The sequence below is a fragment of the Ensifer sp. B1-9 genome (genome assembly GCF_050474445.1).
GTDB lineage: Bacteria > Pseudomonadota > Alphaproteobacteria > Rhizobiales > Rhizobiaceae > Ensifer.
In genome coordinates this window covers 146356-169912 of record NZ_JBCHVG010000004.1, presented here as the reverse complement: position 1 = coordinate 169912, position 23557 = coordinate 146356, and the positions used below count along the sequence as shown (strand labels likewise).

The window sequence follows — 23557 nt, the reverse complement described above, 5'->3', positions numbered from 1 at the left end:
CGCAGCCGGCTGCTCGAGATGCGCCAGGTCAAACACGAGACGAGCGCGCGCATGACCTTCAACCCAATTGAACCGAAGGTAAAAGCCATGAAAGCCAGACACGTCGAGCTCCTTTGCACCCTGGGTCCCGCATCACTCAATGACAGGGTGATCCATTGGTTGGAAAGAACAGGCACGTCGCTGCTGCGCCTCAATCTTTCCCACACGAAGGTCGAGGATATCGAGCGTATCATCGGCTACATCAAGCAGCGCACGTCTGTGCCGCTTTGCCTGGATACGGAAGGGGCTCAGGTTCGTACCGGGCCATTTGCCGACGGCAAGGTGACGGTACGAGAAAATCGGTTCCTGACCGCGCATGCCCGACCGGTCACGGGAAACCAGTCCGCCATCAGCCTCTACCCGCCCTATATCGTCAACAAGCTCGAAGTCGGCGATTTCGTCAGCATCGACTTCAACGCGGTTCTGTCCCAGGTCGTCGAGAAGCGCGACGGCGAGGTCGTGCTTCGGGTTCTGAACGGTGGGGAGATCGGGCAGAACAAGGCGGTGACGGTTCAGCGAACGATCGAAATGCCGCCGCTCACCGCGAAGGATGTCGCCGCGATCGCCATCGGCCGGCGAATGGGAATCCGCCACTTCGCGCTTTCCTTCGCCCATCGCGCCTCCGACGTGGACGTAATCCGCTCGCATGCCGGCAGCGACGCGACCATCATTTCCAAGATAGAGTGCCTCAGCGGACTGCGTCATCTGGCGGCGATCGCCGAAAAATCCCAGGCGATCCTCATCGACCGCGGCGATCTCTCCCGCGAAGTTCCGATCGAGCAAATCCCCGCCATACAGAAGATGATCATCAGCCAGGCAAAGGCGCATGGCGCCAAAGCCTATGTCGCGACGAACCTGCTTGAATCGATGACCAGCGCACCGACGCCCACGCGCGCCGAGGTCAACGACATCTACAATACCCTGGCGGATGGCGCCGATGGCCTTGTTCTGGCGGCGGAAACCGCGATCGGTCAATATCCGGTCAATTGCGCGCGGATGGTAACAAAGGTCGCCCAGCAATTCTTGCGGAACACGAACAATGGCGGGCGCCCCATCCGCGTTCGCCCTTCGGCACTGATGCCTGGGGTCGAGCCGCATGGCGGGCGCCTGATCTGTCAGGCGCCGGGCCCGGTCGAAATCCCCGACATCAAGCATTTGCCGACGATCAGGGTGGCTGACGAGGAATTGACCGACGTCGAGCAGATTTGTCGCGGCACCTTCTCGCCGCTGCGCGGTTTCATGGATCGGGCCTGCCTGGAGAGCGTGCTGGAGGAAAGGCGTCTGCCCGGCGGGCCGATCTGGACGATGCCGATACTGCTTGCCGTGCCGAAAGAAACGGCGATCCGCTACGCCAAGGGCGATCGGGTCCTCTTGACCACGCAAGACGGATCACCGCATTCCGTACTCGATGTGTCCGAAACCTACGAATTCCCGCCGGAGCTTCTGGCGCGCAAATGGTTCGGCACCGAGTCCCGCGAACACCCGGGCGTTGCTCGCGTGCTGACGCGCGGCGGTCATTTCCTCGCTGGCCATGTCACACTGGTGCAGCCGCTGGCCTTGCCCTGGCGACGCTATGATCTGACCCCTTCGCAGTTGCGGACGGTTTTTGCCCACAAGGGCTGGACCCGGGTGGTGGCATTCCATAGCCGCAATCTCGTCCATCGCGGTCACGAGATGATTCAGCTCGAGGCCCTGGAACGCACATATGCCGACGGCCTGTTGGTCAACCCGATCGTCGGCCATACCAAGCGCGGAGATTTTCTGCCGCACGTGATCCTCGACGGCTATCAGGCGATGCTGGACTACGGCATCTACCCGCCCGGCAAGGTGGTGCTGGCAAGCTTCATCACCTATCCGCGATTTGCCGGTCCCCGCGAGGCGGTCTTTACCGCGCTCTGCCGCAAGAACATGGGCTGCAGCCATATCATTGTCGGGCGCGATCACTCAGGCGTCGGCGACTTCTACGGGGCAAATGCGGGTCGCGAACTCTTCGAGGAGCTCGGAGATATCGGTATCGAACCGATTTTCTTCGATGCCGTCGGCTACGACACCCAGTCCGAGCGCTATGTCGACTTGAGCGCCTGCGGAACAGCCAGACCGATCAGCGGTACGGAAATCCGGCGCGCCCTGAAGGCGGGCGAAGCCTTGCCGAACTGGATGATGCGCTCCGAAGTGCAGGACGTCGTTCGGGCCGAGTTGATGATGAAACGAGCGCTGTTCCAGGAATAGCTGCAGGACAGGGGAGGATAGACCGTGCAGGGAAGGACGCATCTACAGCCCGATACGCGGCATCCGCGCGCTTCGCTACAGGCTGGAACGGTACTGTGGCTGCTCGGACCGACGTCGGCGGGCAAGACGACGCTCGCGACACGGGTCGTCGCCGATCTGAGGATGGCCGGGATTCCTGCCATTCTCTTCGATGGTGACGAGGTCCGCGACTTCTTCGGCGCAAAGCTTGGCTTCGGGGCAGAAAGCCGGCTGCATGTCGTTTCTATTCTCGCGCATCTGGCGAACAAGGCGGCAGAGGCCGGCCTCAATGTGGTCGTTGCGGCTCTGACGGCCGGCGAAGACGCGCGCGAATATGTTCGCAAGAATGTCAGAAACCTGACGACCGGCTACGTCGCCTGTTCGATCCAGGGCTGCGCCGAGAGGGATCCGAAGGGGCTCTACGGCAAGGCCATGCGCGGCGAGATCGATACCCTGATCGGCTATAACACCACCTACAGGCCACCGGAGAACCCCGATTTCGTCCTCGATACGGAACTCTATTCGCTCGATGAGCTGGCAGCCCGTGTTGTCGCCACCTACACCCGGATTGACGGCCGTGCGTGATATCGGCAGCCGCATCGTTCACCGCGCGCCGCCATTTGAGGCGGCGTCATGAGCGATTCCGAAACCGCGCGTTTCTTCCTGTCGCTGGTGCTGTTGCTTATCGGAGCGCTGGGCGGCGGTCACCTGTTTGAGCGCCTGAAGATGCCCCGGGTCATCGGCGAGATAGCCGGGGGTATCGTCCTTGGCCCATCGGTGCTTGGTACGATTTCGCCCGAAGCGCATGAATGGCTGTTCGCTGCCTTTCCGGCGCAGTCCGCGCTGCTGACGGCCTTCTATTGGTTCGGCCTCGTCCTCCTGATGTTCACGGCGGGCTTCAAGGTTCAGGCAGAGGGCGGTGGGGCGGCAGGCCGCATCGTGGTCGCCCTGGTGGTTGGCGCGCTGATGATCCCGTTCGTGCTCGGCTATGCGAGCGCCTCGCTGTTCGCAGACACCCAGCGTGGTGATCCCTTCGCCTTCAAGCTCGTTATGGGAATAGCCGCCGCCGTCACATCGATCCCCGTCATCTCGCGGCTATTTCTCGATCTGGGCCTGATGGGAACGCCCTTCGCGCGCAACGTCATCGGGGCAGCCACGATTCAGGACCTCATCCTCTGGACGATCCTCGCCGTCGCCACGGCGGTCCAGCATGGCGAGGCGGCGAGCGCAGCCGGCATCGGGCGCGTGGTCGCCATAACGCTCGGTTTCGTGCTCGCCTCCCTGTTTTTCGCACCGGCGGTCGTCAGGGCACTTCGTCGATGGATGATCGGCAAATTCAGTGAAGCGCCTTTTACCGGCTATACGATGCTCCTGTGCCTGATCTTCGTCGCCGGCGCGAGCCTTTTGAACGTGAACATCGTTTTCGCAGCGCTTGTCGCGGGTCTGGTCATGGCGCGGTTTCCCTCGCGACACCTCGCTCCTGTCAAACAGCACATCGCCGACATCGCGATCTGGTTCTTCGTCCCGATCTACTTTGCGCTCGTAGGACAACGGCTCAATCTCGCACATGAGTTCGATGCCGGGTTGACCGTTCTGTTCATCGGCATGAGCACGACCATCAAGCTCGTAAGTTGCACTCTTGCCGCAAGAGCCGCCGACTGCGACTGGGCGCGGGCACTGGATTACGGCGTCTCCATGAACACGCGCGGCGGGCCTGGCATCGTGCTCGCCAGCGTAGCCTATGCGGCAGACATCATCGACGGCCGCATGTTCACGGCCCTGGTGCTTGCCTCGATCCTGACCTCGTTTGCCACCGGGCTGTGGTTGCGTTGGCGGCTCGTGCGCAATCCGAAAGTCTTTGCCGGATTGGCCGGATCGCCGGCCGAGTGAGAGTTTGAAAGCCGCCTGCGCCGCGGGATGGGGAGGGATGAAGGGCTATGGGAGCTTATTTGGGAATGCGAGGCGACAGTATGGCGCCCCGTTTCGTCACCCAGGCACGGCTCGTCCGGATCAGGGGGCAGAATGTTCTGTTCAGTGCATCGCAGCACGCGATCTTCACCCTGAATGACACTGCCGCCTATATCTGGCGCCTGCTGGAACAGGGAAAGCCGACGGAGGGTGTGGAGCGCGCCGGCGTCGATGCCCGGGATGCGCGTGGGCAGGTCCAGGCGGCGATCGAGGATTGGCAGCGCCTGGGCTTGATCCGGCCCCGGATCTCGCCGCTCGATATTTCCGCGCAAGATCATGTGAGCCAGATGCTGAGTGTTGCCGGGCGCCGTATGCGCATCCTCTATCCGATTGCCCACGCTTTACCGACGATGGCCACCTTCAGGCATCTCGAAGTTGGGGATGGCACCCCCGACACCGTTTTCCATCTGGCCGAGCATGGTGACAGGCTCCACTTGTTTCGCAACGGCGAATGGCTCCTGGCCTCGGCTCCAGATCAAATGGCGACAATTTTGAAGGGCGAAATGCTGAGCGATGTCCTCGGTGCCGGCCATTACGAATTGGCCCTTCACGCGGCAGCACTCCTCAAGAACGAGCGGCTTGTTCTGCTCTGCGGCGAGCCGGGGGCGGGCAAGACGACATTGACGATGGCGTTGGCCCATGCCGGATTCGGTTTCGCGTCGGACGACGTGACCCTCCTGAATGCCGACGGGTGCTGCGTCGGGCTCCCGTTCGCACCCGCCGTCAAGTCGGGCGCGTGGCCTTTGCTGGCGGAGCGCTTTCCCGACCTCGATGCAGCGCCGATCTTCCGACGTCCGGACAACCGGCGCGTGCGCTATCTCGTGCCGAAGGCTGCTGCCTCCCTGACCGCGCAGTCGTGGCCGGTGGGCGCTGTCATTCTCCTCCATCGTGACCGCGCTGCGAAACCGAGCTTGGAAAAGGTCGATCCGGTGGATGTCCTGCGCGGCCTGCTTGGCGGTGCGTTCGCGCCGGGCGGCGAGTTGGGCGATACCGGTTTCGACGTGTTGGCTGGCGTCATAGGATCCGTGAAGGCGTATCGCCTGACCTATACCGGGCTCGATGAGGCGGTCAGGCTGATTGGGCGGGCATGCTCATGAAGCCCGCCGCAAACCCACTCGACGCATTGATTGCCGGCCTTTGCGGTCGTGTTGTCGACCAGCCGGACTGGCCGGGGATAATTGCGCTGGCGAACCAGACCTTGTTGACGCCGGCTCTGTTCGCGTCAATCGAGCAGGCGGGCCGCATCGGGGACGTGCCCGGCGACGTGCGCGACTATCTTCAGTTCATTCGCGACTGCAATCGAGAGCGCAATCAGAGATTGCGGCTGCAGTTGGACGAGGCCATCACCGCTCTGAACGCTATCGGCGTCGCTCCCGTTCTGCTGAAGGGTGCGGTTCCGCTGTTTCTCTCGCAAACCGTTCCAGATCGGATAACCAGCGACATCGACCTGGCTGTTGCGGCACGCGACGAGCCATTGGCGCAAGCCTGCCTGGAAGAGCTTGGCTATGTTGGCGTGCCCGATGGTCGTGGCATGGCGCGCGACCGGGACGTGGGCATGCTTGAGTTGCGGGCCTATCGTGCGGATGGCCTTGGGCGCCCGAAGCTCGTGCAGCAGGGGGGGCTCTCCGTGAAAATCCCTCCTGCGCAGTCTCGTGCCCTGCACTGGATCGTGCATGACCTTCTCAAGGAAGGCGACTATTGGCGGGGAAGGATCGACCTCAGGCATATGTATGACCTGGCACAACTGGCCGAAAGCGAAGCTATCGACTGGGCGCCGCTTCGAGCATCGCTCGCGGGCAGAAGCGCGCGCAATGCTGTCGAAACGCAGTTACTGACCTTGCATCGCTTTTTCGGGACGAGCATTCCGCCCGGGTGCGGGGAACGGCCGACGATCCGTTTCCAGCATTGGAGGCGCGTCTTTGCCTCATGTCACCCGATCCTGGGTGCGCCCCTGCGCCTGGCTGGCAACCTCGTCTGGGGCGCAAAGCGGTTTTCACGCGTCCACCACCTCGCTCGACGGAATCCGGTCCATCTCGCTCGCCGTATCACGACTGTCCTCTTGAATAAAGATCTTCGCTCGAAGATTTAAAGTATTTATGTATGCATATCGCCAATTGAACTCTAATATGTAAAGTGATAGTGTAAGCGGATAATTTCAGTCCGCGCAAAAAGGGAAGTGTTATGTCGATAGATACCCAAAAAGGCGTAGACAATTCGCCAGAAAGACTTAATACGGAAGCGGAAGCGCGCCGGAATTTTCTCATGAAGGCCGGGAAATTTGCTGCTGTAACTCCTCCCGCCATAACCTTGTTGCTTGGCACTAGCCTGAGTTCGCGCGCCATTGCCAAATCCAGCGGATCGCACCCCAAATTCCCGAAGCCAGGCAATGGATGGGGAGACAAGAACCACGATCACTACGGGCCGCCTGGCCAATTGAAAAAGCTTGTCAACCTGAACCTCGATTTTTGGAGCCACAAGAAATGATCCCCAATGAGGGAAGGCGCCCGCGTTAAGTCGCAGGCCGTTCGTCTCAGCAAAGCCGGCAGGAATGCCGGCTTTTTTGCGTTCCAGGACACGCGTGCGTGTTGCTTTGATCGCAGCCGGTCAAATGACAGAACATGAGGCAAATCAAAGTGCTAAAGCGACCTTCGCGCCTCTGAGATAGAGCGGTGCGGTAGAACGACAAAGCCGGAGCCCTGTGCTTTCAGGGCTCCGGCTTTGTCGTTTCGCCGATTGTAGGAGTCAGCCTAGCTGGGCCGAAAGGGGCAGACTGCATGTCTCCTGAAATCGACTTCGATTTAAGGACGAAGAAATGCAGTAAATCAAAGTGTTAAAGCGACCTTTGTGCGTCTTAAATGACGCACGGCGCGGTAGGTCACTTCATTTAGACAAGCAGGCCAGTCCGTACGAAGTTGTCGTCGTGGAGTTGCTCGGCATGCACGCCGAGCAAGGTCAGGTGGTCGGTGCCACTGAGATTGGCCACGACGTTTGCGCCCTGGTTCGACGCCACCAGCCGAAATTCACTGGCGCTGTCGATGCCGAAAGCACGCAGGTCGAGGACGTCGCCGGTGGCAGCGCCGGCCCTGAAGTTCAGGATTGCATCGTTGCCATCACCAACCTGGAACACGAAGAGATTGCTGTTCTTGCCGCCGACCAGCGTATCGTTGCCGCGTCCGCCCGTCAGCGTCGCATTGCTTCCAAGCCCCCAGAGGTAATCGGCACCCGTCGTGCCGTTCAGCACATAGCCGCCGTTGACGATTGTCGGGACACGTCCGGTCGGCGTCGCGATGAAATAGGAGTCGGTGAGGGAACTCGTCGCGGTGGTCCCGTTGAAACTGGTAACATTGTAGAATTCGATCAGCATGCCCTGATCGGTGATCGTTACAAGGCTGGCTCCGACATTCGGGACATCGCGGCCCGCACCGCCGAGGCCGGTGGTGGTATAGGGAAGCTGCAGACCGTCGCCATTGTCGTCGCGGTTTTCACGGTAATAGTTGTGCTCGTGACCGGCAAAGACGGCATTTACGCCCCAGGGCTCGAAGGGCCAGCGCATGGTACTGGTGCTGCCGCTTGGGTTGAAGGCCGTGTGATGGAAATAGGCGACGTTGAAGCTCGCGTTTGATGCGTCGAGCGTGGCGTGCATCCATTGGCCCTGGACCGACGTCGCACTGCGGCCGTCGGTCTCCTGCTTGTTGCTGTTGAGCGCGAAGAAATGCACCGGCCCGATCTGAAAGTCGTAGTACCGTTCATTGTCGGGCAGTGTGAAGTAGTTCAAATAATTGGTGACATTGTTCTCGTTGTACTCGTGGTTGCCAAGGACGGGGAAGAAACGATTGATGGCGCTGCCGGCGCCATAGGCGCCTTGGTAGTTGCCGATATAGTCGTGATACTGCTGGCCTATGGCGGCGTCGATTGTCTGGGGCGCGTAGACGTTGTCGCCGACAGTGAGGACGAAATCGACATTCCAGCTGTGGACGAGCGCCGATACGGCTTTTTCCCCATTGAGGTTGGTATCGCCGAAATCGCCGAAGACCGCGAAGCGGTAGAGGGTCTGCGGTCCCGCCTGGGCTGCAACGTTGACCGTGTAGTCGTGGGTGGCTCTGCTTCCGTCGGACGATGTTGCGGTCACGTGAAGGGCGATCGATGGTTCGCTCTGGGCATTGAGCGTGCCGGTGGCGGAACGGGTGATGACCCCGTTGGCATCGATCGCGAAGCGGTTGTCGTTGAGGCTGTAGGTGATGGTCGAGCCGGCATCGGGGTCTTTCGCCGAGGCGGTGATGCCGACCCGGGTTCCTGCCGCTGCGCTCTGGACGATCCGGTTGTTCGCCGTGTCGGTGTCGGCCGGATCGTTGAAGGCAATCGGTTCGGGACTGTCGAGGATGCCGAGGGTGAAGGTATGGCTGGCGGTGCTTCGGTCGGATGAAGTTGCCGTTACGGTGAGCGAGATCGAATTCTGGGTTTCGAAGTCCAGTGTGCCGACGCCCGAGCGGGTGATGACGCCGTTCGAACCAATGGAGAAGCGCGCGTCGTCGATGCTGTAGGTAACGACGGCACCGGCGTCCGGATCGCCTGCCGAGGCGGTGATGCCGATGGCCGTGCCGGCCGCAGCCAACTCCGCGATCTGATTGGCTGCGAGGTCGGCATCGGGAGGCGTGTTGAAGACGACAGGGGCGCTTGCCGGCGGCACGTAATATTCGATGTGCAGCAGCGGAGCTGCCGCGGTGTTGCTATCAAAGGCCCTTGCCGTGCGCGTGCCGGTGCCGGTCACAAGGAGCACCATGTCATTGAGCGCCGCCCAGCCGCCGCGATCGACGATCTCCTGGACGATCGCCTTGAGGTCCGGCGTCCGCTGAGCCAGGTCTGCCGCTCCGCGCGTCGTCCAGTCCGCAGGCGTCCAGGCGACCGATGCGTCCGTTGTCGCGCGCGAAGAAACATTGAACTGAGCGGTCGTGAAGGCGGCGGCATCGTCCACATCCTGGCCGCGGATCATCAGCGATACTGCTCCCGTGCTCACCTGGTCCACGGTAAACTGGATATAGGCATTGGTGATGATCGCGCCCTTGGGAATGTCGATTCCGGTGAAGCGCATTCCGACGGTCTGGACCTTGGCGCCGTCGACGGTCAGTTCCAAATCGCTGCTGGTGGCAGAGACCGAGCCCGAGGCCGCTTCTTCGACATCGTCGAGGCTGGCAAGAACTCTCTTCTCGAAGATCACGGTGTTGGTGGCAGGCGGACTGTTGATGATGGTGTAATCGTGCGCGGCGGTGCTGCCATCGGACGACGTCGCCGTGACATGCAGCGTAATCGTCGGCTCGGTTTGCGCATTGAGCGTCCCGATCGCGGAGCGTGTGATGACGCCATTGCCGTCGATGGCGAAACGAGGATCGCTAAGGCTATAGGTCACGATTGAGCCGGCATCGGGATCGCTGGCTGAAGCGGTGATGCCGACTCTGGTGCCGGCGGCAGCATTTTGGGCGATCCGGTCGGCGGTCGGGTCGCTATCTGCCGGGCTGCCGAAGGCAACCGGTTCCTGGCTGTTGAGAATACTGACCGTGAAGGTTTGGTTTGCCTTGCTGAAATCCGAGGAGGTGGCCGTCACCGTCAGCCTGATCGAGGTCTCGGTCTCAAAGTCGAGTGTGCCCGCTCCCGAGCGGGTGATGACGCCGTTTGCGTCGATGGCAAAGCGTGGGTCGTCGATGCTGTAGGCGACGGTGTCGCCCGGGGTGGGGTCGGTGGCCGACGCCGTAATGCCGATGGCGGTGCCGGCGGCCGCAAGCTCGGCGATCTGGTTGGCGATGGGATTGGTGTCTGCCGGCGTATTGAAGACGACCGGATCGCCGGATGTCGGTATGGTATATTCAACGTGCAGGAGGGGCGCGGCCGTCGGGCTGCCGTCATAGGCTCTCGCCGTGCGCGTGCCGCTACCGGTGATCACGAACACCATGTCGTTGAGTGCCGCCCAACCGTTGCGGCTGACGATCTCCTGGATGATTGCGCTGAGATCGGGCGTGCGCTGCCCCGCGCCGGCCTCACCGCGCGTGGCCCAGTCAGGAGGCGTCCAGGCAACGGATGCGTCGGTCGTCGGGCGCGAGGTGACGTTGAACGAGGTGGCGGTGAAGGCCGCGGCGTCGTCCACATCCTGACCGCGAATGAGCAGCGAAATCGTCCCCGCGCTCACCTCGTCGACGGTGAACTGGATATAGGCATTGGTGATGATGGCGCCCTTCGGAATGTCGATGCCGGTAAAGCGAATCCCAACGGTCTGGCCAACGCCATCATCGACAGTCAACTCGAGGTCGCTGCTGGTCAAGGATGTCGAACCGCTGGACCGTTCCTCTGCGTCGTCTGCGCTCGAGGCTACCCTTGTCTCGAAGACTGGATTGGCCGCAAGTGCGGCGATTGGGACGCTGTTTGGCGCGGTTGCGTCGGTTTCGGCCGGCGCCTCCAGGGTGGCCGCGTCGGACAGGCGGCTCCCGCTTCCTAGCGTATTGTTGTCGAGCCCCTGGGTGCCTGGGGTCGGCGCGGTGCTAATCGTGCCGGTGACAGATCCTTCCTCCGGGTTGGTCACAGCGACGGGCGAGTGGTCGCTGCGATCGAGAGAGGCAGAAGCCCCCCAACTCCCAGCCAGGTCAATTGCCGATCCCGGTTGCGCTGCTTTCGGATGAACGGAGCCGATTGAAACAGCGGCGAGGTCGTCAAAGGTGTAATTGCCGTCGACGTCGAAACCCAGTGCGAACTCGATCGCGAGCAGTTTGGGATCGTCCAGGCCGGACGGGATGCGGGACAGCTTGGTCATGTCCAATCTCCTTTGCACGGCTTGCGCACAGCCAGAACCCACCGGTGCAGGCCGGTGCTTCTATGTCCGTCGGGGAAGGGGATTTTCGGGAGCCGGTCGGTAACGGGATACAAGCGACGAAATGCCCCCGCTGGACGGGGGCTGATTTCGTCGGCCGAAGACGGCAGACCCAGTCAGATCACTCAGACAAGAAGTCCTGTCCGGACGAAATTGTCGTCATGGAGCTGCTCTGCGTGAAGGCCAAGGAGCGTCAGGTGGTCTGTGGCGCTGAGGTTGGCCACCACATTCGCGCCCTGGTTCGACGCCACCTGCTGGAACTTGCTGGCACTGTCGATACCGTAGTCACGCAGGTCGAGGACGTCGCCGGTGGCAGCGCCGGCCCGGAAATTGAGGATCGTGTCGTTCCCATCGCCGGTGTGGAACACGAAAAGATTGCTGTTCTTGCCGCCGACGAGCGTATCGTTGCCGCGCCCGCCCGTCAGCGTCGCATTGCTTCCGAGCCCCCAGAGATAGTCGGCGCCTGTCGTGCCGTTCAGCACATAGGCACCGTTGACGATCGTCGGGGCGCGGCCCACCGGTGTCGGGACAAAATAGGAGTCCGTGAGGACGCTCGTGGCGGTGGTCCCGTTGAAGCTGCTGACCTTGTAGAACTCGATCAGCATGCCCTGATCGGTGATGGTGACCAGATTCGTGCCGACGTTGGGGACGCTGCGGCCGGCGCCACCGAGGCCCGTTGTCGTATAGGGCAGTTGGACACCGTCGCCATTGTCGTCGCGATTTTCGCGATAATAGTTGTGCTGATGTCCGGCAAATACCGCGTCCACGCCCCAGGGCTCGAAGGGCCATCGCATGGTGGTGGTGCTGCCGCTCGGGTTATAGGGTGTATGGTGGAAGTAGGCGACGTTGAAGCTCGCGTTTGACGCATCCAGCGTGGCGTGCATCCATTGGCCCTGAATGGACGTCGAACTGCGGCCATCGGGCTCCTGCTTGTTGCTGTTGAGCCCGAAGAAATGCACCGGCCCGACCTGGAAGTCGTAATACCGCTCGTTGTCGGGCAGCGTGAAGTAATTCAGGTAGTTGGTGACATTGGTCTCGTTGTATTCGTGATTGCCGAGCGTCGGGAAGAAGCGGTTGATGGCACTGCCGGCGCCATAGGCGCCTTGATAGTTGCCAATGTAGTCGTGGTATTGCTGGCCGACAGCATTGTCCAACGTCTGTGGTGCGTAGACGTTGTCGCCTATCGTGAGAATGAAGTCGACGTTCCAGCTATGGATAAGCGCCGACACCGCCTTTTCGCCGGAAAGGTCGGTGTCGCCGTAATCGCCGAAGACCGCGAAGCGGTACAACACTTGCGGCCCCGTCTGAGTAACGACGTTGACCGTGTAATCATGTGTCGCAGTGCTTCCGTCGGACGATCTTGCCGTCACATGCAGGGCGATCGATGGTTCGGATTGGGCATTAAGTGTCCCGGTGCTCGAACGGGTGATGACGCCATTGGCATCGATGGCGAAGCGTGGATCGTTGAGGCTGTAGGTGACGGTCGAACCGGCATCGGGATCCTTGGCTGAGGCGGTGATGCCGACCCTGGTGCCGGCGGCAGCGCTCTGGGCAATCCGATCGGTGGCCGTGTCGGTGTCGGCCGGATTGTTGAAGGCGACCGGCTCCGGGCTGTTGAGAACACCGACGGTGTAGGCCTGGGTTGCGGTGCTTCGGTCGGACGAGGTTGCCGTCACGGTCAAAGTGATCGAGCTCTGAGTTTCGAAGTCGAGCGTACCTGTCGATGAACGGGTGATGACGCCGTCGGCGGCGATGGCGAAGCGCGGATCGTCGATGCTGTAGGTCACGGTCGAGCCGGCATCGGGATCGCTGGCCGAAGCGGTGATGCCGACCGCCGTGCCGGCTGCAGCGAGTTCCGTAATCTGATTGGCGGCGGGATTGGCATCGGCCGGGGTGTTGAAGGCGACCGGAGCGCTCGCCAGCGGCACATAATATTCAATGTGCAGGAGCGGGGCGGCCGCGGCACTACCGTCGAAGGATTTTGCCGTGCGCGTACCGGTGCCGGTGATCAGGAGCGCCATATCATTGAGCGCAGTCCAGCCGCCGCGATCGACGATCTCCTGGATGATCGCTTTAAGGTCCGGCGTGCGTTCGGCAAGGCCGGCCTCGCCGCGTATCGTCCAGTCTGGCGGTGCCCAGCTCACCGACGCGTCCGTCCTGGTGCGCGAGGATGCGTTGAAAGCCGTGCTGGTGAAGGCAGCGGCATCGTCCACGTCCTCGCCGCGGATCAGCAGCGAAACGGCCCCGGTGGTCACCTCGTCGACCGTGAACTGGATATAGGCGTTGGTGATGACGGCACCATGGGGGATGTCAATGCCATTGAAGCGCATACCGACCGTTTGGTTCAAAGTGCCGTCGATCGTCAGCTCGAGATCGCTACTGGTGATGTACATCGAGCCTGTGGGGCGTTCCTCGACGTCATCGAGGCTCGACGCGACCCTTGTTTCGAAGATCGGATCGTTGGCTGCAAGCAGGCTGGCGTTGGTGCTGGACGCTGTCGCAAGCCGACCATCCGCCTCAGTTGTCCCGGTCGGGTGCCCCTCGGGGCCGACCGTTTGGGCGGCGCCGTAACGCCAGGAACCGCGAAGGCTATCCGGAGGCGTATCGAACACGCTGCTGTCGGCGTGGACGCCAAATCTGGCTGCGGCCTCTACGAAACCGGGGGAACCGAATGCACTCTCGGCCGCCTTGGCGATGGTGATCGCGGGCGTCAAAGTCGAGCCATCATTCTCGCCCGGCGCGGCATCGGATGCCCGGTTCTCGCCACCCTTGCCGGCCTCGACAGCGGAGCGGTGGCTTTGATCGGCGGAGCCGACCCAGTCGCCACTGAGCTCGACTGTCGCCGCACCCGGCGGTAGCTCGTACAGATTGACAGACCCCGCCAGGTTCGGATTGGCCGCTTCGGCCGGCCCGATGAAACCGCCATCGAGCGAATAGCCGCCCTTGATGTCAAAACTCAAAGCGAACGTGTCGTCTATGTTAAACGGAACGCGGGACAGCTTAGACATATCCAAATCTCCCTTCCGCAGTTTCCAGGTTGAATCCTCGGCTGTGCCGCACACGCCACAGCCGGCACGATTGCGCGTTGCGATCAAACGCCTCGCGCAACGCGCCATAACTATTTGATTTCACGCGTGATGTTTGTGCGGCGTGCTCTAACGCGTCGTGCGGGTGCCGGGTCGCGCTCGCCCCCGCAGCAATGGCAGCAGGAGCTGGTCATCTCCCGGGCCGCCTGAAGGAGAGCTGCGATTACCCCTGGTTTATCGATCCAGTTGATCGATCGGCGCAGCTGGTCGGGCAATGAGCCCCGGGTCTCCTCAGGAGAGCAGCCAATGGTCGAGCCGGAACTCATACATCTTGCCGTCGTTCTCGTTCGGGTTCACGTCGTTGTCGACGCCGCGATCGACGATGTAGAGGCTCATCTGATTCGGATCGTCGCTGCTCGGCGCAAGCGCCAGTCCCGCCACTTTGCGTGCATGGGCCGCGGAGATATCCAGGGTTCCCAGGAATTCGCCTGTCGGTGTGGTCATCGTCACCTCGGTACGCGATTTAACGATGTAGAGCAGATCGTGAACGGGGTCGTATTCGACACAGGGATCCCCGTTTGACGTCGCGCCCATTGCAAAACTCGTCACCACGTCATCACCACCCACGGATGGCACGCCGTCGAACTTGCCATTCACACCCGGATTGATCGTATAGACGGTATTATTGACGCCATTCGCGAGGTACAGAACTCCGCGGTTTGTGTCGTAGGACAACCCTTCCGGATCTGTGCTGCCGAACGCAGAGGTCTTGAATGAGGTCACGATGTCGTCGGACGTGTTGTAAAGTCCGTCCATTCCCGGATTGAGTTCGTAGACGCTCTTCGTGCCGGTGTCGTCGGTAAAATAGAGATGGTGGTTTGTGGGGTTATAGGCGACCCCACTCGGTTCATCGGAAAAACTGATGGTTGTAAGCGACCTTACCAGCGTGCCGTTCAGGCTTGTCTCAAAGAGATTCTTGCCCTGGAATATCGACATCTCGTCGACCTCACCGTCGGAAACGAACAGCGTACCGAGATGCGAAATATAGGTGATCCCCGAGGGATCGGGGCTCGCGGGCGACCACTGCGAGGTGAGGACGGTATGGACCAAGGTCGCTGATATCGGCGGGCCATTCGTGCCGCTGGTGACGTTTAAATTGAAGGTTTCGGAAGCAGTGCCGCCGTCGGACGAGGTTGCCGTGACTGTCAGGCTGATCGACGGTTGGGACTGGGCATTAAGTGTTCCGGTGCCCGAGCGGGTGATGACGCCGTTGGCGTCGATGGCGAAGCGCGAATCATTGAGGCTGTAGCTGACCGTGTCGCCGGCGTCGGGATCGCTGGCCGAAGCGGTGATGCCGACCTTGGTGCCGGCGACAGCATTCTGGGCAATCTGGTTGGTGGCCGTGTCGGCATCGGCCGGCGTGTTGAAGGCGACCGGCTCCTGGCTGTTGAGAACGCCGATGGTGAAGGTCTGGGTGGCCGTGCTTTGGTCGGACGAGGTTGCCGTTACCGTCAACGTGATCGAGGCCTGGGTCTCGAAGTCGAGCGTGCCGGTGCCCGACCGGGTGATGACGCCGTTGCTGTCGATGGCGAAGCGTTGATCGTTGAGGCTGTAGCTGATCGTGTCGCCGGCGTCGGGATCGCTGGCCGAAGCGGTGATGCCGACGACGGTGCCGGCGGCTGCTAGTTCGGCAATCTGGTTGGTGGCCGCGTCGGTGTCGGCCGGCGTGTTGAAGGCGACCGGCTCCTGGCTGTTGAGAACGCCGATGGTGAAGGTCTGGATTGCGGTGCTTTGATCGGACGAGGTTGCCGTTACCGTCAGCGTGATCGACGCCTGGGTCTCGAAGTCGAGCGTGCCGGTGCCCGAGCGGGTGATGATCCCGTTGCTGTCGATGGCGAAGCGTGAATCGTTGAGACTGTAGCTGACCGTGTCGCCGGCATCGGGGTCGCTGGCGGAAGCGGTGACGCCGATCCTGGTACCCGCCGTTGCGAGTTCGGCAATCTGGTTGGTGGCTGGATCCCCATCTGCCGGCGTGTTGAATGTGACCGGACTGCCTGCCACCGGAACGGTGTACTCGATGTGCAGGAGCGCTGCACCAGCGGCACTGCCTTCATAAGATTTCGCCACGCGCGTGCCGGTGCCAATGAGCGTGAATGCCATGTCGTTGAGCGCCGCCCAGCCGCCGCGGTCGATGATCTCCTGGACGATCGCCTTGAGATCCGGCGTTCGCTCGGCAATGCCGGCTTCACCGCGCACCGTCCAGCTTGCTGGCGTCCAGGCAACGGATGCGTCCGTGGTCGGGCGCGAGGAGACGTCGAACTTGATGGCGGTAAAGGCGGCCGAATCGTCTGCATCCTCGCCGCGGATCAGGAACGACGCGGCGCCGGCGCCGACCTCGTCGGAGGTGAACTGGATATAGGCGTTGGTAATGACCGCCCCCCGGGGAACGTCGATCCCGGTGAAGCGGAGTCCGACGGTCTGGCGGGTGGTTCCGTCATAGCCCATGTCCAGATCGTTGATATTGGCGGAGATCGTGCCGGAACTCTTTTCCTCGATGTCATCAGCGGCCGTGGCGATCCTTGTCTCGAAAATCGGATCGGCGGCAAGCGTGTTGACGGCGGCACTGTTCAGCGTGGCCACGCCGGGGGCAACCTTGCTCGGTGCCGGCTCCAAGGCTGTTACTTCGGAGGTGCGCAGCGTGCTCTCGTGCGTATCGCTTCCAGGCGACCTCCCGTTGGTGTCGGAAGACACCGAGGTATCGGTCGTATCCACGAGCAGGCCTTGGTACTCTGTGCTGGCATCGACAGAGGAGCGATGCCCATGAGTGGCGACCGCGGGCTCTTCCCAGCTCGCGCTCAGGTCAGCCACCGATCGCTGTCCCAGCCCTTGAGGATGAGCGGTCCAGATCGAACCTCCGGTATCATCCTCGAATACGTAGCCGCCATGGGCGCCAGAACTTGACCCGAACTCAATCGCGAGGAGTTTTGGGTCGTCTAGGCCAGATGGAACGCGGGACAACTTAGACATGTCCAATCTCCTTTCCGCGGCTTTCTGATAATCGGAACCCGCCGATGCGGGGCCCGTGCTTCTGTGTTCGTCGGGGCTAATCTCGTCGGCCGAAGACGGCAGACCCAGTCAGTTCATTTCAGACAAGAAGTCCTGTCCGGACGAAATTGTCGTCATGGAGCTGCTCTGCGTGAAGGCCAAGGAGCGTCAGGTGGTCCGTGGCGCTGAGGTTGGCCACCACATTTGCGCCCTGGTTCGACGCCACCTGCTGGAACTTGCTGGCACTGTCGATACCGTAGTCACGCAGGTCGAGGACGTCGCCGGTGGCAGCGCCGGCCCGGAAATTCAGGATCGTGTCGTTCCCATCGCCGGTGTGGAACACGAAAAGATTGCTGTTCTTGCCGCCGACGAGCGTATCGTTGCCGCGCCCGCCCGTCAGCGTCGCATTGCTTCCGAGCCCCCAGAGATAGTCGGCGCCTGTCGTGCCGTTCAGCACATAACTGCCGTTGACGATCGTCGGGGCGCGGCCCGCCGGCGTCGCGATGAAGTAGGAGTCGGTGAGAGAACTGGTCGCTGTGATCCCGTTGAAGCTGGTGACCTTGTAGAACTCGATCAGCATGCCCTGATCGGTGATGGTGACGAGATTCGTGCCGACGTTCGGGACGTCGCGGCCCGAACCGCCGAGGCCGGTGGTGGTGTAGGGAAGCTGTACCCCGTCACCATTATCGTCGCGGTTTTCGCGGTAGTAGTTGTGCTCGTGGCCGGCGAACACCGCATTTACGCCCCAGGGTTCGAAGGGCCAGCGCATGGTGAGGGTGCTGCCGCCCGGGTTATAGGGTGTGTGGTGGAAGTAGGCGACGTTGAAGCTCGCGTTCGACGCGTCGAGCGTGGCGTGCAACCATTGGGCCTGGACCGACGTCGCGCTGCGGCCATCAGTTTCCTGCTTGTTGCTGTTGAGCCCAAAGAAATGCACCGGTCCGACCTGGAAGTCGTAGTACCTCTCGTTGTCCGGCAGCGAGAAATAATTCAGGTAGTTCGAGAAGTTGCCGTCCTCATACTCGTGATTGCCGAGCACGGGGAAGAAGCGATTGATGGCGCTGCCGGCGCCATAGGCGCCTTGATAGTTGCCGATATAGTCGTGATATTGCTGGCCTATGGCTGCATCCATTGTCTGGGGCGCGTAGACGTTGTCGCCGACAGTGAGGACGAAATCGACGTTCCAGCTATGGATGAGCGCCGACACGGCCTTTTCCCCATTGAGGTTGGTATCCCCGTAGTCGCCGAAGATCGCGAAGCGGTAAAGGGTCTGCGGTCCCGTCGGCGCGGCGACGTTGACGGTGTAGTCGTGCGTGGAGGTGCTTCCATCGGACGATGTTGCCGTCACGTGAAGGGCGATTGACGGTTCGCTCTGGGCATTGAGCGTGCCCGTGGCGGAACGGGTGATGACCCCGTTGGCATCGATCGCGAAGCGATTATCGTTGAGGCTGTAGGTGATGGTCGAGCCGGCATCGGGGTCTTTCGCCGAGGCGGTGATGCCGACCTTGGTGCCTGCGGCAGCATTCTGGACGATCCGGTCGGCGGCCGTATCCGCATCGGCCGGCGTTCCGAAGCTGACCGGCTCCTGACTGTCGAGAATACCGAGGGTGTAGGTTTGGGTGGTCGTACTCTGGTCGGATGAGGTTGCCGTCACGGTCAAGGTGACCGAAGTCTGGGTTTCGAAGTCGAGTGTGCCGACGCCCGAGCGGGTAATGACACCATTGGCATCGATCGCGAAGCGATTGTCGTTGAGGCTGTAGGTGACCGTCGAGCCGGCGTCGGGATCACTTGCGGAGGCAGTGATCCCGACCTTGGTGCCTGCTGCGGCAAGCTCGGCAATCTGGTTCGTGGCCGGATCCGCATCGGCGGGCGATCTGAAGGCGACCGATTCCGGGCTGTCGAGAATGGCGAGGGAGAAGGACTGGGTTGCGGTGCTTTGATCGGAGGAGGTCGCCGTCACCGTCAGCAGGATCGATGTCTGCGTCTCGAAGTCGAGCGTCCCGGTGCCAGAGCGTTTGATCACGCCATTGTTGTCGATGGCAAAGCGCGGGTCGTCGATGCTGTAGCTGACCGTATCGGTTGCGTTGGGATCCCCCGCCGATGCGGTGATGCCGACCGCGGTGCCGGCCGCTGCGAGCTCGGCGATCTGGTTGGTGGCCGCATCGGCGTCAGCGGGGCTGTTGAAGGCGACGGGCTGCGGGCTCACGAGGACGTCGAGGGTGAAAGCCTGGCTTGCCGTACTTCCGTCGGAAGATGTGGCGGTCACTGTAAACGAGATCGAAGGTTCGGCCTGGGCATTCAAAGTTCCGGTGCCCGAGCGCGTGATGATCCCGTTGCCGTCGATGGCGAAGCGTGAATCGTTGAGGCTGTAGCTGACCGTGTCGCTCGCATCGGGATCGCTGGCGGAAGCGGTGATGCCGACGACGGTGCCGGCGGCTGCGCGTTCGGCGATCTGGTTGGTGGCCGTGTCGGTGTCGGCCGGCGTGTTGAAGGCGACCGGTTCCTGGCTGTTGAGAACGCCGATGGTGAAGGTCTGGGTGGCCGTGCTTTGGTCGGAGGAGGTTGCCGTTACCGTCAACGTGATCGAGGCCTGGGTCTCGAAGTCGAGCGTTCCGGTGCCCGACCGGGTGATGACACCGTTGCTGTCGATGGTGAAGCGTTGATCGTCAAGACTGTAGGCGACGGTCGAGCCAGGGTCTGGGTCGCTGGCGGAAGCGGTGACACCGATCTTGGTGCCTGCTGATGCGAGTTCGGCGATCTGGTTGGTGGCTGGATCCCCATCTGCCGGCGTATTGAATGTGACGGGACTGCCTGCCACCGGAACGGTGTACTCGATGTGCAGGAGCGCGGCGCCAGCGGCACTGCCTTCATAAGACTTCGCCACGCGCGTGCCGGTGCCAACGAGCGTGAATGCCATGTCGTTGAGCGCCGCCCAGCCGCCGCGGTCGATGATCTCCTGGACGATCGCTTTGAGATCCGGCGTTCGCTCGGCAATGCCGGCTTCACCGCGCACCGTCCAGCTTGCTGGCGTCCAGGCAACGGATGCATCCGTGGTCGGGCGCGAGGAGACGTTGAACTTGATGGCGGTAAAGGCGGCCGATTCGTCTGCATCCTCGCCACGGATCACAAACGACGCCGCGCCGGTGCCGACCTCGTCGGAGGTGAACTGGATATAGGCGTTGGTAATGACCGCACCTCGGGGAACGTCGATCCCGGTGAAGCGAAGTCCGACGGTCTGGCGAGTGGTTCCGTCGTAGCCCATGTCCAGATCGTTGATGTTGGCGGAGATCGTGCCGGAGCTCTTTTCCTCGATGTCATCAGCGGCGGTGGCGATCCTTGTCTCGAAAATCGGATCGGCGGCAAGCGTGTTGACGGTGGCACTGTTCAGCGTGGCCACGCCGGGGGCAACATTGCTTGATGCCGGATCCAAGCTGGTTGTATTGGATGAGCGGAAGGTGCTCTCGTGCGTATCGCTTCCAAGCGACCTCCCGTCGGTGTCGGAAGACACCGAGGTAGCGGTCGTATCCACGAGCGGGCCTTGGTACTCTGTGCTGGCGTCCACAGAGGAGCGGTGCCCATGAGTGGCGACCGTGGGCTCCTCCCAGCTCGCCCTCAGGTCAGCCACCAATCGCTGTGCCAGCCCTTGAGGATGAGCGGTCCAGATCGAACCAGCATCATCCTCGAACACGTAACCGCCATGGGCGCCAAAACTCAGCCCGAACTCGATCGCGAGCAGTTTTGGGTCGTCTAGGCCAGATGGAACGCGGGACACCTTAGACATGGCCAATTTCCTTTCCGCGGCTTGCGGATAACAGGGGTCGACCAGTGGACGCAGCCACCCCTACACCAGTGATATTTCTTGACTTTATCGCAGAGCGCTTGCGCACTTTTGCGCGACCTGCTTCAGGTTTTGGCCAGGTGGCCGATCATGCTCCCCCAATCAGGCGAGCAGCCAATGGTCGAGCCGGAACTCGTAAAGCTTGCCGTCGTTCTCGTTCGGGTTGGAGTCGTTGTCGACGCCTCGGTCGACGATGTAGAGGCTCATCTGGTTCGCATCGTCGCTGCTTGGCGCAAGCGCCAGGCCGGCCACTTTGCGGGCATTGGCCGCCGATATATCGAGTGTGCCCAGCTGCTGTCCCGTCGTTGACATCATCACGACCTGGGTGCGCGACTTGACGACATAGAGCAGGTCGTGAACGGGGTCATACTCGACGCAAGGGTCCCCGTTGGACAGCGTCCCGATCGAAAAACTCGTCACCACGTCATCGCCGCCCGTGGAGGCCACTCCGTCGAATTTGCCGTTCGCGCCAGGGTTGATCGTATAGATCCTCGCGTTGCCATCCGCGAGATACAGGACCCCACGCTTGGTGTCGTAGGCTATGCCCTCGGGGTCGGAACTCCCGAATGCAGAAGTCTTGAACGAGGTCACTATGTCATCGGCCGTGTTGTAAAGCCCGTCCGAACCCGGGTTGAGTTCGTAGACACTCTTCGTGCCGGTATCATCGGAGAAATAGAGGTGCCGGTTGGTGGGATTGTAAGCAACACCACTTGGCTCGTCTGAGAAACTGGTGGTGGTGAGCGATCTGATCAGGGTACCGTTCAGGCTCATCTCGAAGAGGTTCTTTCCCTTGAATATCGACATCTCATCGACTTCCCCGTCGGAAATCATCAGGGTGCCGAGATGGGAGATGTAGGTGATACCCGACGGGTCCGGGCTTTCCGGCGACCACTGGGACGTCAGTACGGTGTGCACCAAGGTTGCCGATGTCGGCGGGCCCGGGATCCCCGTCGTGACGTTGACGGTATAGTCATGCTGGGCTGTGCTCCCGTCGGACGACCTGGCCGTGACCGTTAGCGTAATCGAAGGCTGGGACTGCGCATTGAGCGTACCGGTCCCCGAGCGGGTGATGACGCCGCCCGCATCGATGGCGAAACGCGAATCATTGAGGTTATAGGTCACCGTCGAACCGGCATCCGGGTCCGCCGCTGACGCCGTGATACCGACCTTGGTGCCTGCGGCAGCGCCTTGGGCAATCTGGTTGGTGGCCGTGTCGGCATCGGCCGGGGTATTGAAGGCGACCGGTTCCGGGCTGTTGAGAACGTTGACGGTAAAGGTCTGGGTGGCCGTGCTTCGGTCGGACGAGGTCGCCGTCACCGTCAGGGTGATCTGGGCCTGCGTTTCGAAGTCAAGCGTGCCGGTGCCCGAGCGGGTGATGACGCCATTGGCGTCGATGGCGAAACGCGCATCGTCGATGCTGTAACTCACCGTGTCGGTGGCATCGGGATCGCTGGCCGAAGCGGTGATGCCGATGGCCGCTCCAACGGCGGCCAGCTCTGCAATCTGGTCGGCGGCGGCGTTGGTGTCTGCCGGAGTGTTAAATGCGACCGGAGCGCTTGCTGGCGGCACGTAATATTCGAGGTGCAGGAGCGGTGCCGCGGCGGCGTTGCCGTCGAAAGACTTGGCGGTGCGCGTGCCGGTGCCAGTGATCACGAAGGCAATGTCGTTCAGCGCCGCCCAGCCGTCGCGATCGATGATTTCCTGGATGATCGCCTTGAGATCCGGCGTGCGTTGGCCGGCTCCGGCCTCGCCGCGTATTGTCCAGTCCACAGGTGTCCAGCCGACCGATGCATCCGTGATCGGGCGGGATGAAACGTCGAACTTCGCGGTTGTGAAAGCTGCTGCGTCGTCCGAGTCCTGGCCGCGGATCAGCAGGGAAACCACCCCCGTGCTCACTTCGTCGGTGGTGAACTGGATATAGGCATTGGTGATGATGGCGCCTTTGGGGATGTCGATACCTGTGAAGCGAATCCCGACCGTCTGACGGGTGGTGCCGTCGAAGCCGAGTTCGAGATCGTTGATGTTGCCCGAGATCGTCCCCGAGCCCTTTTCCTCGGCGTCATCGGCGGCGCCGGACACACGGATTTCGAGTGCTGTCGGTGTGCTGCTGGTCGAAGCGGCAAGGCTCTGCACCTCCATCGTTGTGGGCGCTTCTCCGTCGCTGGTCGTCATGGCGGGGGATGGCCTTGTTGCACTCTCTTTCGCCAATCCGGTTTCGGCCGGTGCCGTCGCGCCGCTGGAGCCATCATTGCGCTCAAGACCCATTGGTGAGAGGCCCCAGTCGCTGCCCCCCTCGAAGGAGACCGTCGCGCGCAGAACGTTCTGGACAAAAGGCGGCAGTGTCGCATTTCCAGCGGACACACCGGTCAGTGCCAGCAGTCCGTCATCGCCCAATCCGCCCTTAAGGCCGTAGTCGAGGTCGATATCTGCCAAAAGCTCTTTGATACTAGGAAACCGAGCCAAACTGGTCATGTCGTATCTCCTTTGTCAAGGCGGCCTCTCAGCCGGCCTTTGCAGGTCAGCGATCGTTGGTGCTCGCTGGGA

Annotated in this window: 11 protein-coding genes; 6 read left to right on the top strand and 5 right to left on the bottom strand. The window is 61.7% G+C overall.

Annotated elements, in window-relative coordinates; translation table 11 throughout:
- The first annotated feature begins 87 nt into the window (after window positions 1–87).
- The 6 genes from ACQ5BM_RS08645 to ACQ5BM_RS08620 all read left to right on the top strand — a co-directional run bounded on the left by ACQ5BM_RS08645 (window position 88) and on the right by ACQ5BM_RS08620 (window position 6738).
- Entirely contained in the window at window positions 88–2268 is a 2181-nt protein-coding gene (locus ACQ5BM_RS08645) for a pyruvate kinase (protein ID WP_429810088.1), read from the top strand.
- Window positions 2269–2292: 24 nt separating this feature from the next.
- On the top strand, window positions 2293–2871 hold the full coding sequence (locus ACQ5BM_RS08640; protein WP_429810086.1) for an adenylyl-sulfate kinase: 579 nt from the start codon (window positions 2293–2295) through the stop codon (window positions 2869–2871).
- A 48-nt stretch (window positions 2872–2919) separates the two neighbouring features.
- A complete protein-coding gene (locus ACQ5BM_RS08635) occupies window positions 2920–4176 on the top strand; it encodes a cation:proton antiporter (protein WP_429810085.1) in 1257 nt (418 codons plus the stop codon).
- 80 nt (window positions 4177–4256) lie between these two features.
- Window positions 4257–5351, top strand: a complete 1095-nt coding sequence (locus tag ACQ5BM_RS08630) for a PqqD family peptide modification chaperone (protein WP_429810084.1) — start codon at window positions 4257–4259, stop codon at window positions 5349–5351.
- A complete protein-coding gene (locus ACQ5BM_RS08625) occupies window positions 5348–6343 on the top strand; it encodes a nucleotidyltransferase family protein (protein WP_429810082.1) in 996 nt (331 codons plus the stop codon). Before ACQ5BM_RS08630 ends, ACQ5BM_RS08625 begins: the two co-directional genes overlap by 4 nt.
- 92 nt (window positions 6344–6435) lie before the next feature.
- Window positions 6436–6738 (top strand): hypothetical protein, encoded by a 303-nt coding sequence (locus ACQ5BM_RS08620; protein ID WP_429810081.1) that lies wholly within the window; start codon window positions 6436–6438, stop codon window positions 6736–6738.
- A 400-nt stretch (window positions 6739–7138) separates the two neighbouring features.
- Here the strand turns inward: ACQ5BM_RS08620 and ACQ5BM_RS08615 are convergent, their stop codons facing one another.
- The 5 genes from ACQ5BM_RS08615 to ACQ5BM_RS08595 all read right to left on the bottom strand — a co-directional run bounded on the left by ACQ5BM_RS08615 (window position 7139) and on the right by ACQ5BM_RS08595 (window position 23485).
- Window positions 7139–11050: a metallophosphoesterase gene (locus ACQ5BM_RS08615; protein ID WP_429810079.1), complete on the bottom strand. Its 3912-nt coding sequence runs from the start codon at window positions 11048–11050 to the stop codon at window positions 7139–7141.
- A 182-nt stretch (window positions 11051–11232) separates the two neighbouring features.
- Window positions 11233–14115, bottom strand: a complete 2883-nt coding sequence (locus tag ACQ5BM_RS08610; protein WP_429810077.1) for a metallophosphoesterase — start codon at window positions 14113–14115, stop codon at window positions 11233–11235.
- A 309-nt stretch (window positions 14116–14424) separates the two neighbouring features.
- Window positions 14425–17001, bottom strand: a complete 2577-nt coding sequence (locus ACQ5BM_RS08605; RefSeq protein ID WP_429810075.1) for an RTX toxin — start codon at window positions 16999–17001, stop codon at window positions 14425–14427.
- Between the two features lie 277 nt (window positions 17002–17278).
- Entirely contained in the window at window positions 17279–20956 is a 3678-nt protein-coding gene (locus ACQ5BM_RS08600; protein WP_429810073.1) for a metallophosphoesterase, read from the bottom strand.
- A gap of 159 nt (window positions 20957–21115) precedes the next feature.
- Window positions 21116–23485, bottom strand: coding sequence for an RTX toxin (locus tag ACQ5BM_RS08595; RefSeq protein WP_429810071.1), 2370 nt, complete (start codon window positions 23483–23485; stop codon window positions 21116–21118).
- Window positions 23486–23557 lie beyond the last annotated feature (72 nt).

Excerpts from the sequence above, each read along its gene's own strand:
- ACQ5BM_RS08595 (WP_429810071.1), bottom strand. The coding sequence starts at position 23,485 with ATGACCAGTTTGGCTCGGTTTCCTAGTATCAAAGAGCTTTTGGCAGAT.
- ACQ5BM_RS08600 (WP_429810073.1), bottom strand. The coding sequence starts at position 20,956 with ATGTCTAAGGTGTCCCGCGTTCCATCTGGCCTAGACGACCCAAAACTG.
- ACQ5BM_RS08630 (WP_429810084.1), top strand. The coding sequence starts at position 4,257 with ATGGCGCCCCGTTTCGTCACCCAGGCACGGCTCGTCCGGATCAGGGGG.
- ACQ5BM_RS08615 (WP_429810079.1), bottom strand. The coding sequence starts at position 11,050 with ATGACCAAGCTGTCCCGCATCCCGTCCGGCCTGGACGATCCCAAACTG.
- ACQ5BM_RS08610 (WP_429810077.1), bottom strand. The coding sequence starts at position 14,115 with ATGTCTAAGCTGTCCCGCGTTCCGTTTAACATAGACGACACGTTCGCT.
- ACQ5BM_RS08645 (WP_429810088.1), top strand. The coding sequence starts at position 88 with ATGAAAGCCAGACACGTCGAGCTCCTTTGCACCCTGGGTCCCGCATCA.
- ACQ5BM_RS08625 (WP_429810082.1), top strand. The coding sequence starts at position 5,348 with ATGAAGCCCGCCGCAAACCCACTCGACGCATTGATTGCCGGCCTTTGC.
- ACQ5BM_RS08635 (WP_429810085.1), top strand. The coding sequence starts at position 2,920 with ATGAGCGATTCCGAAACCGCGCGTTTCTTCCTGTCGCTGGTGCTGTTG.
- ACQ5BM_RS08620 (WP_429810081.1), top strand. The coding sequence starts at position 6,436 with ATGTCGATAGATACCCAAAAAGGCGTAGACAATTCGCCAGAAAGACTT.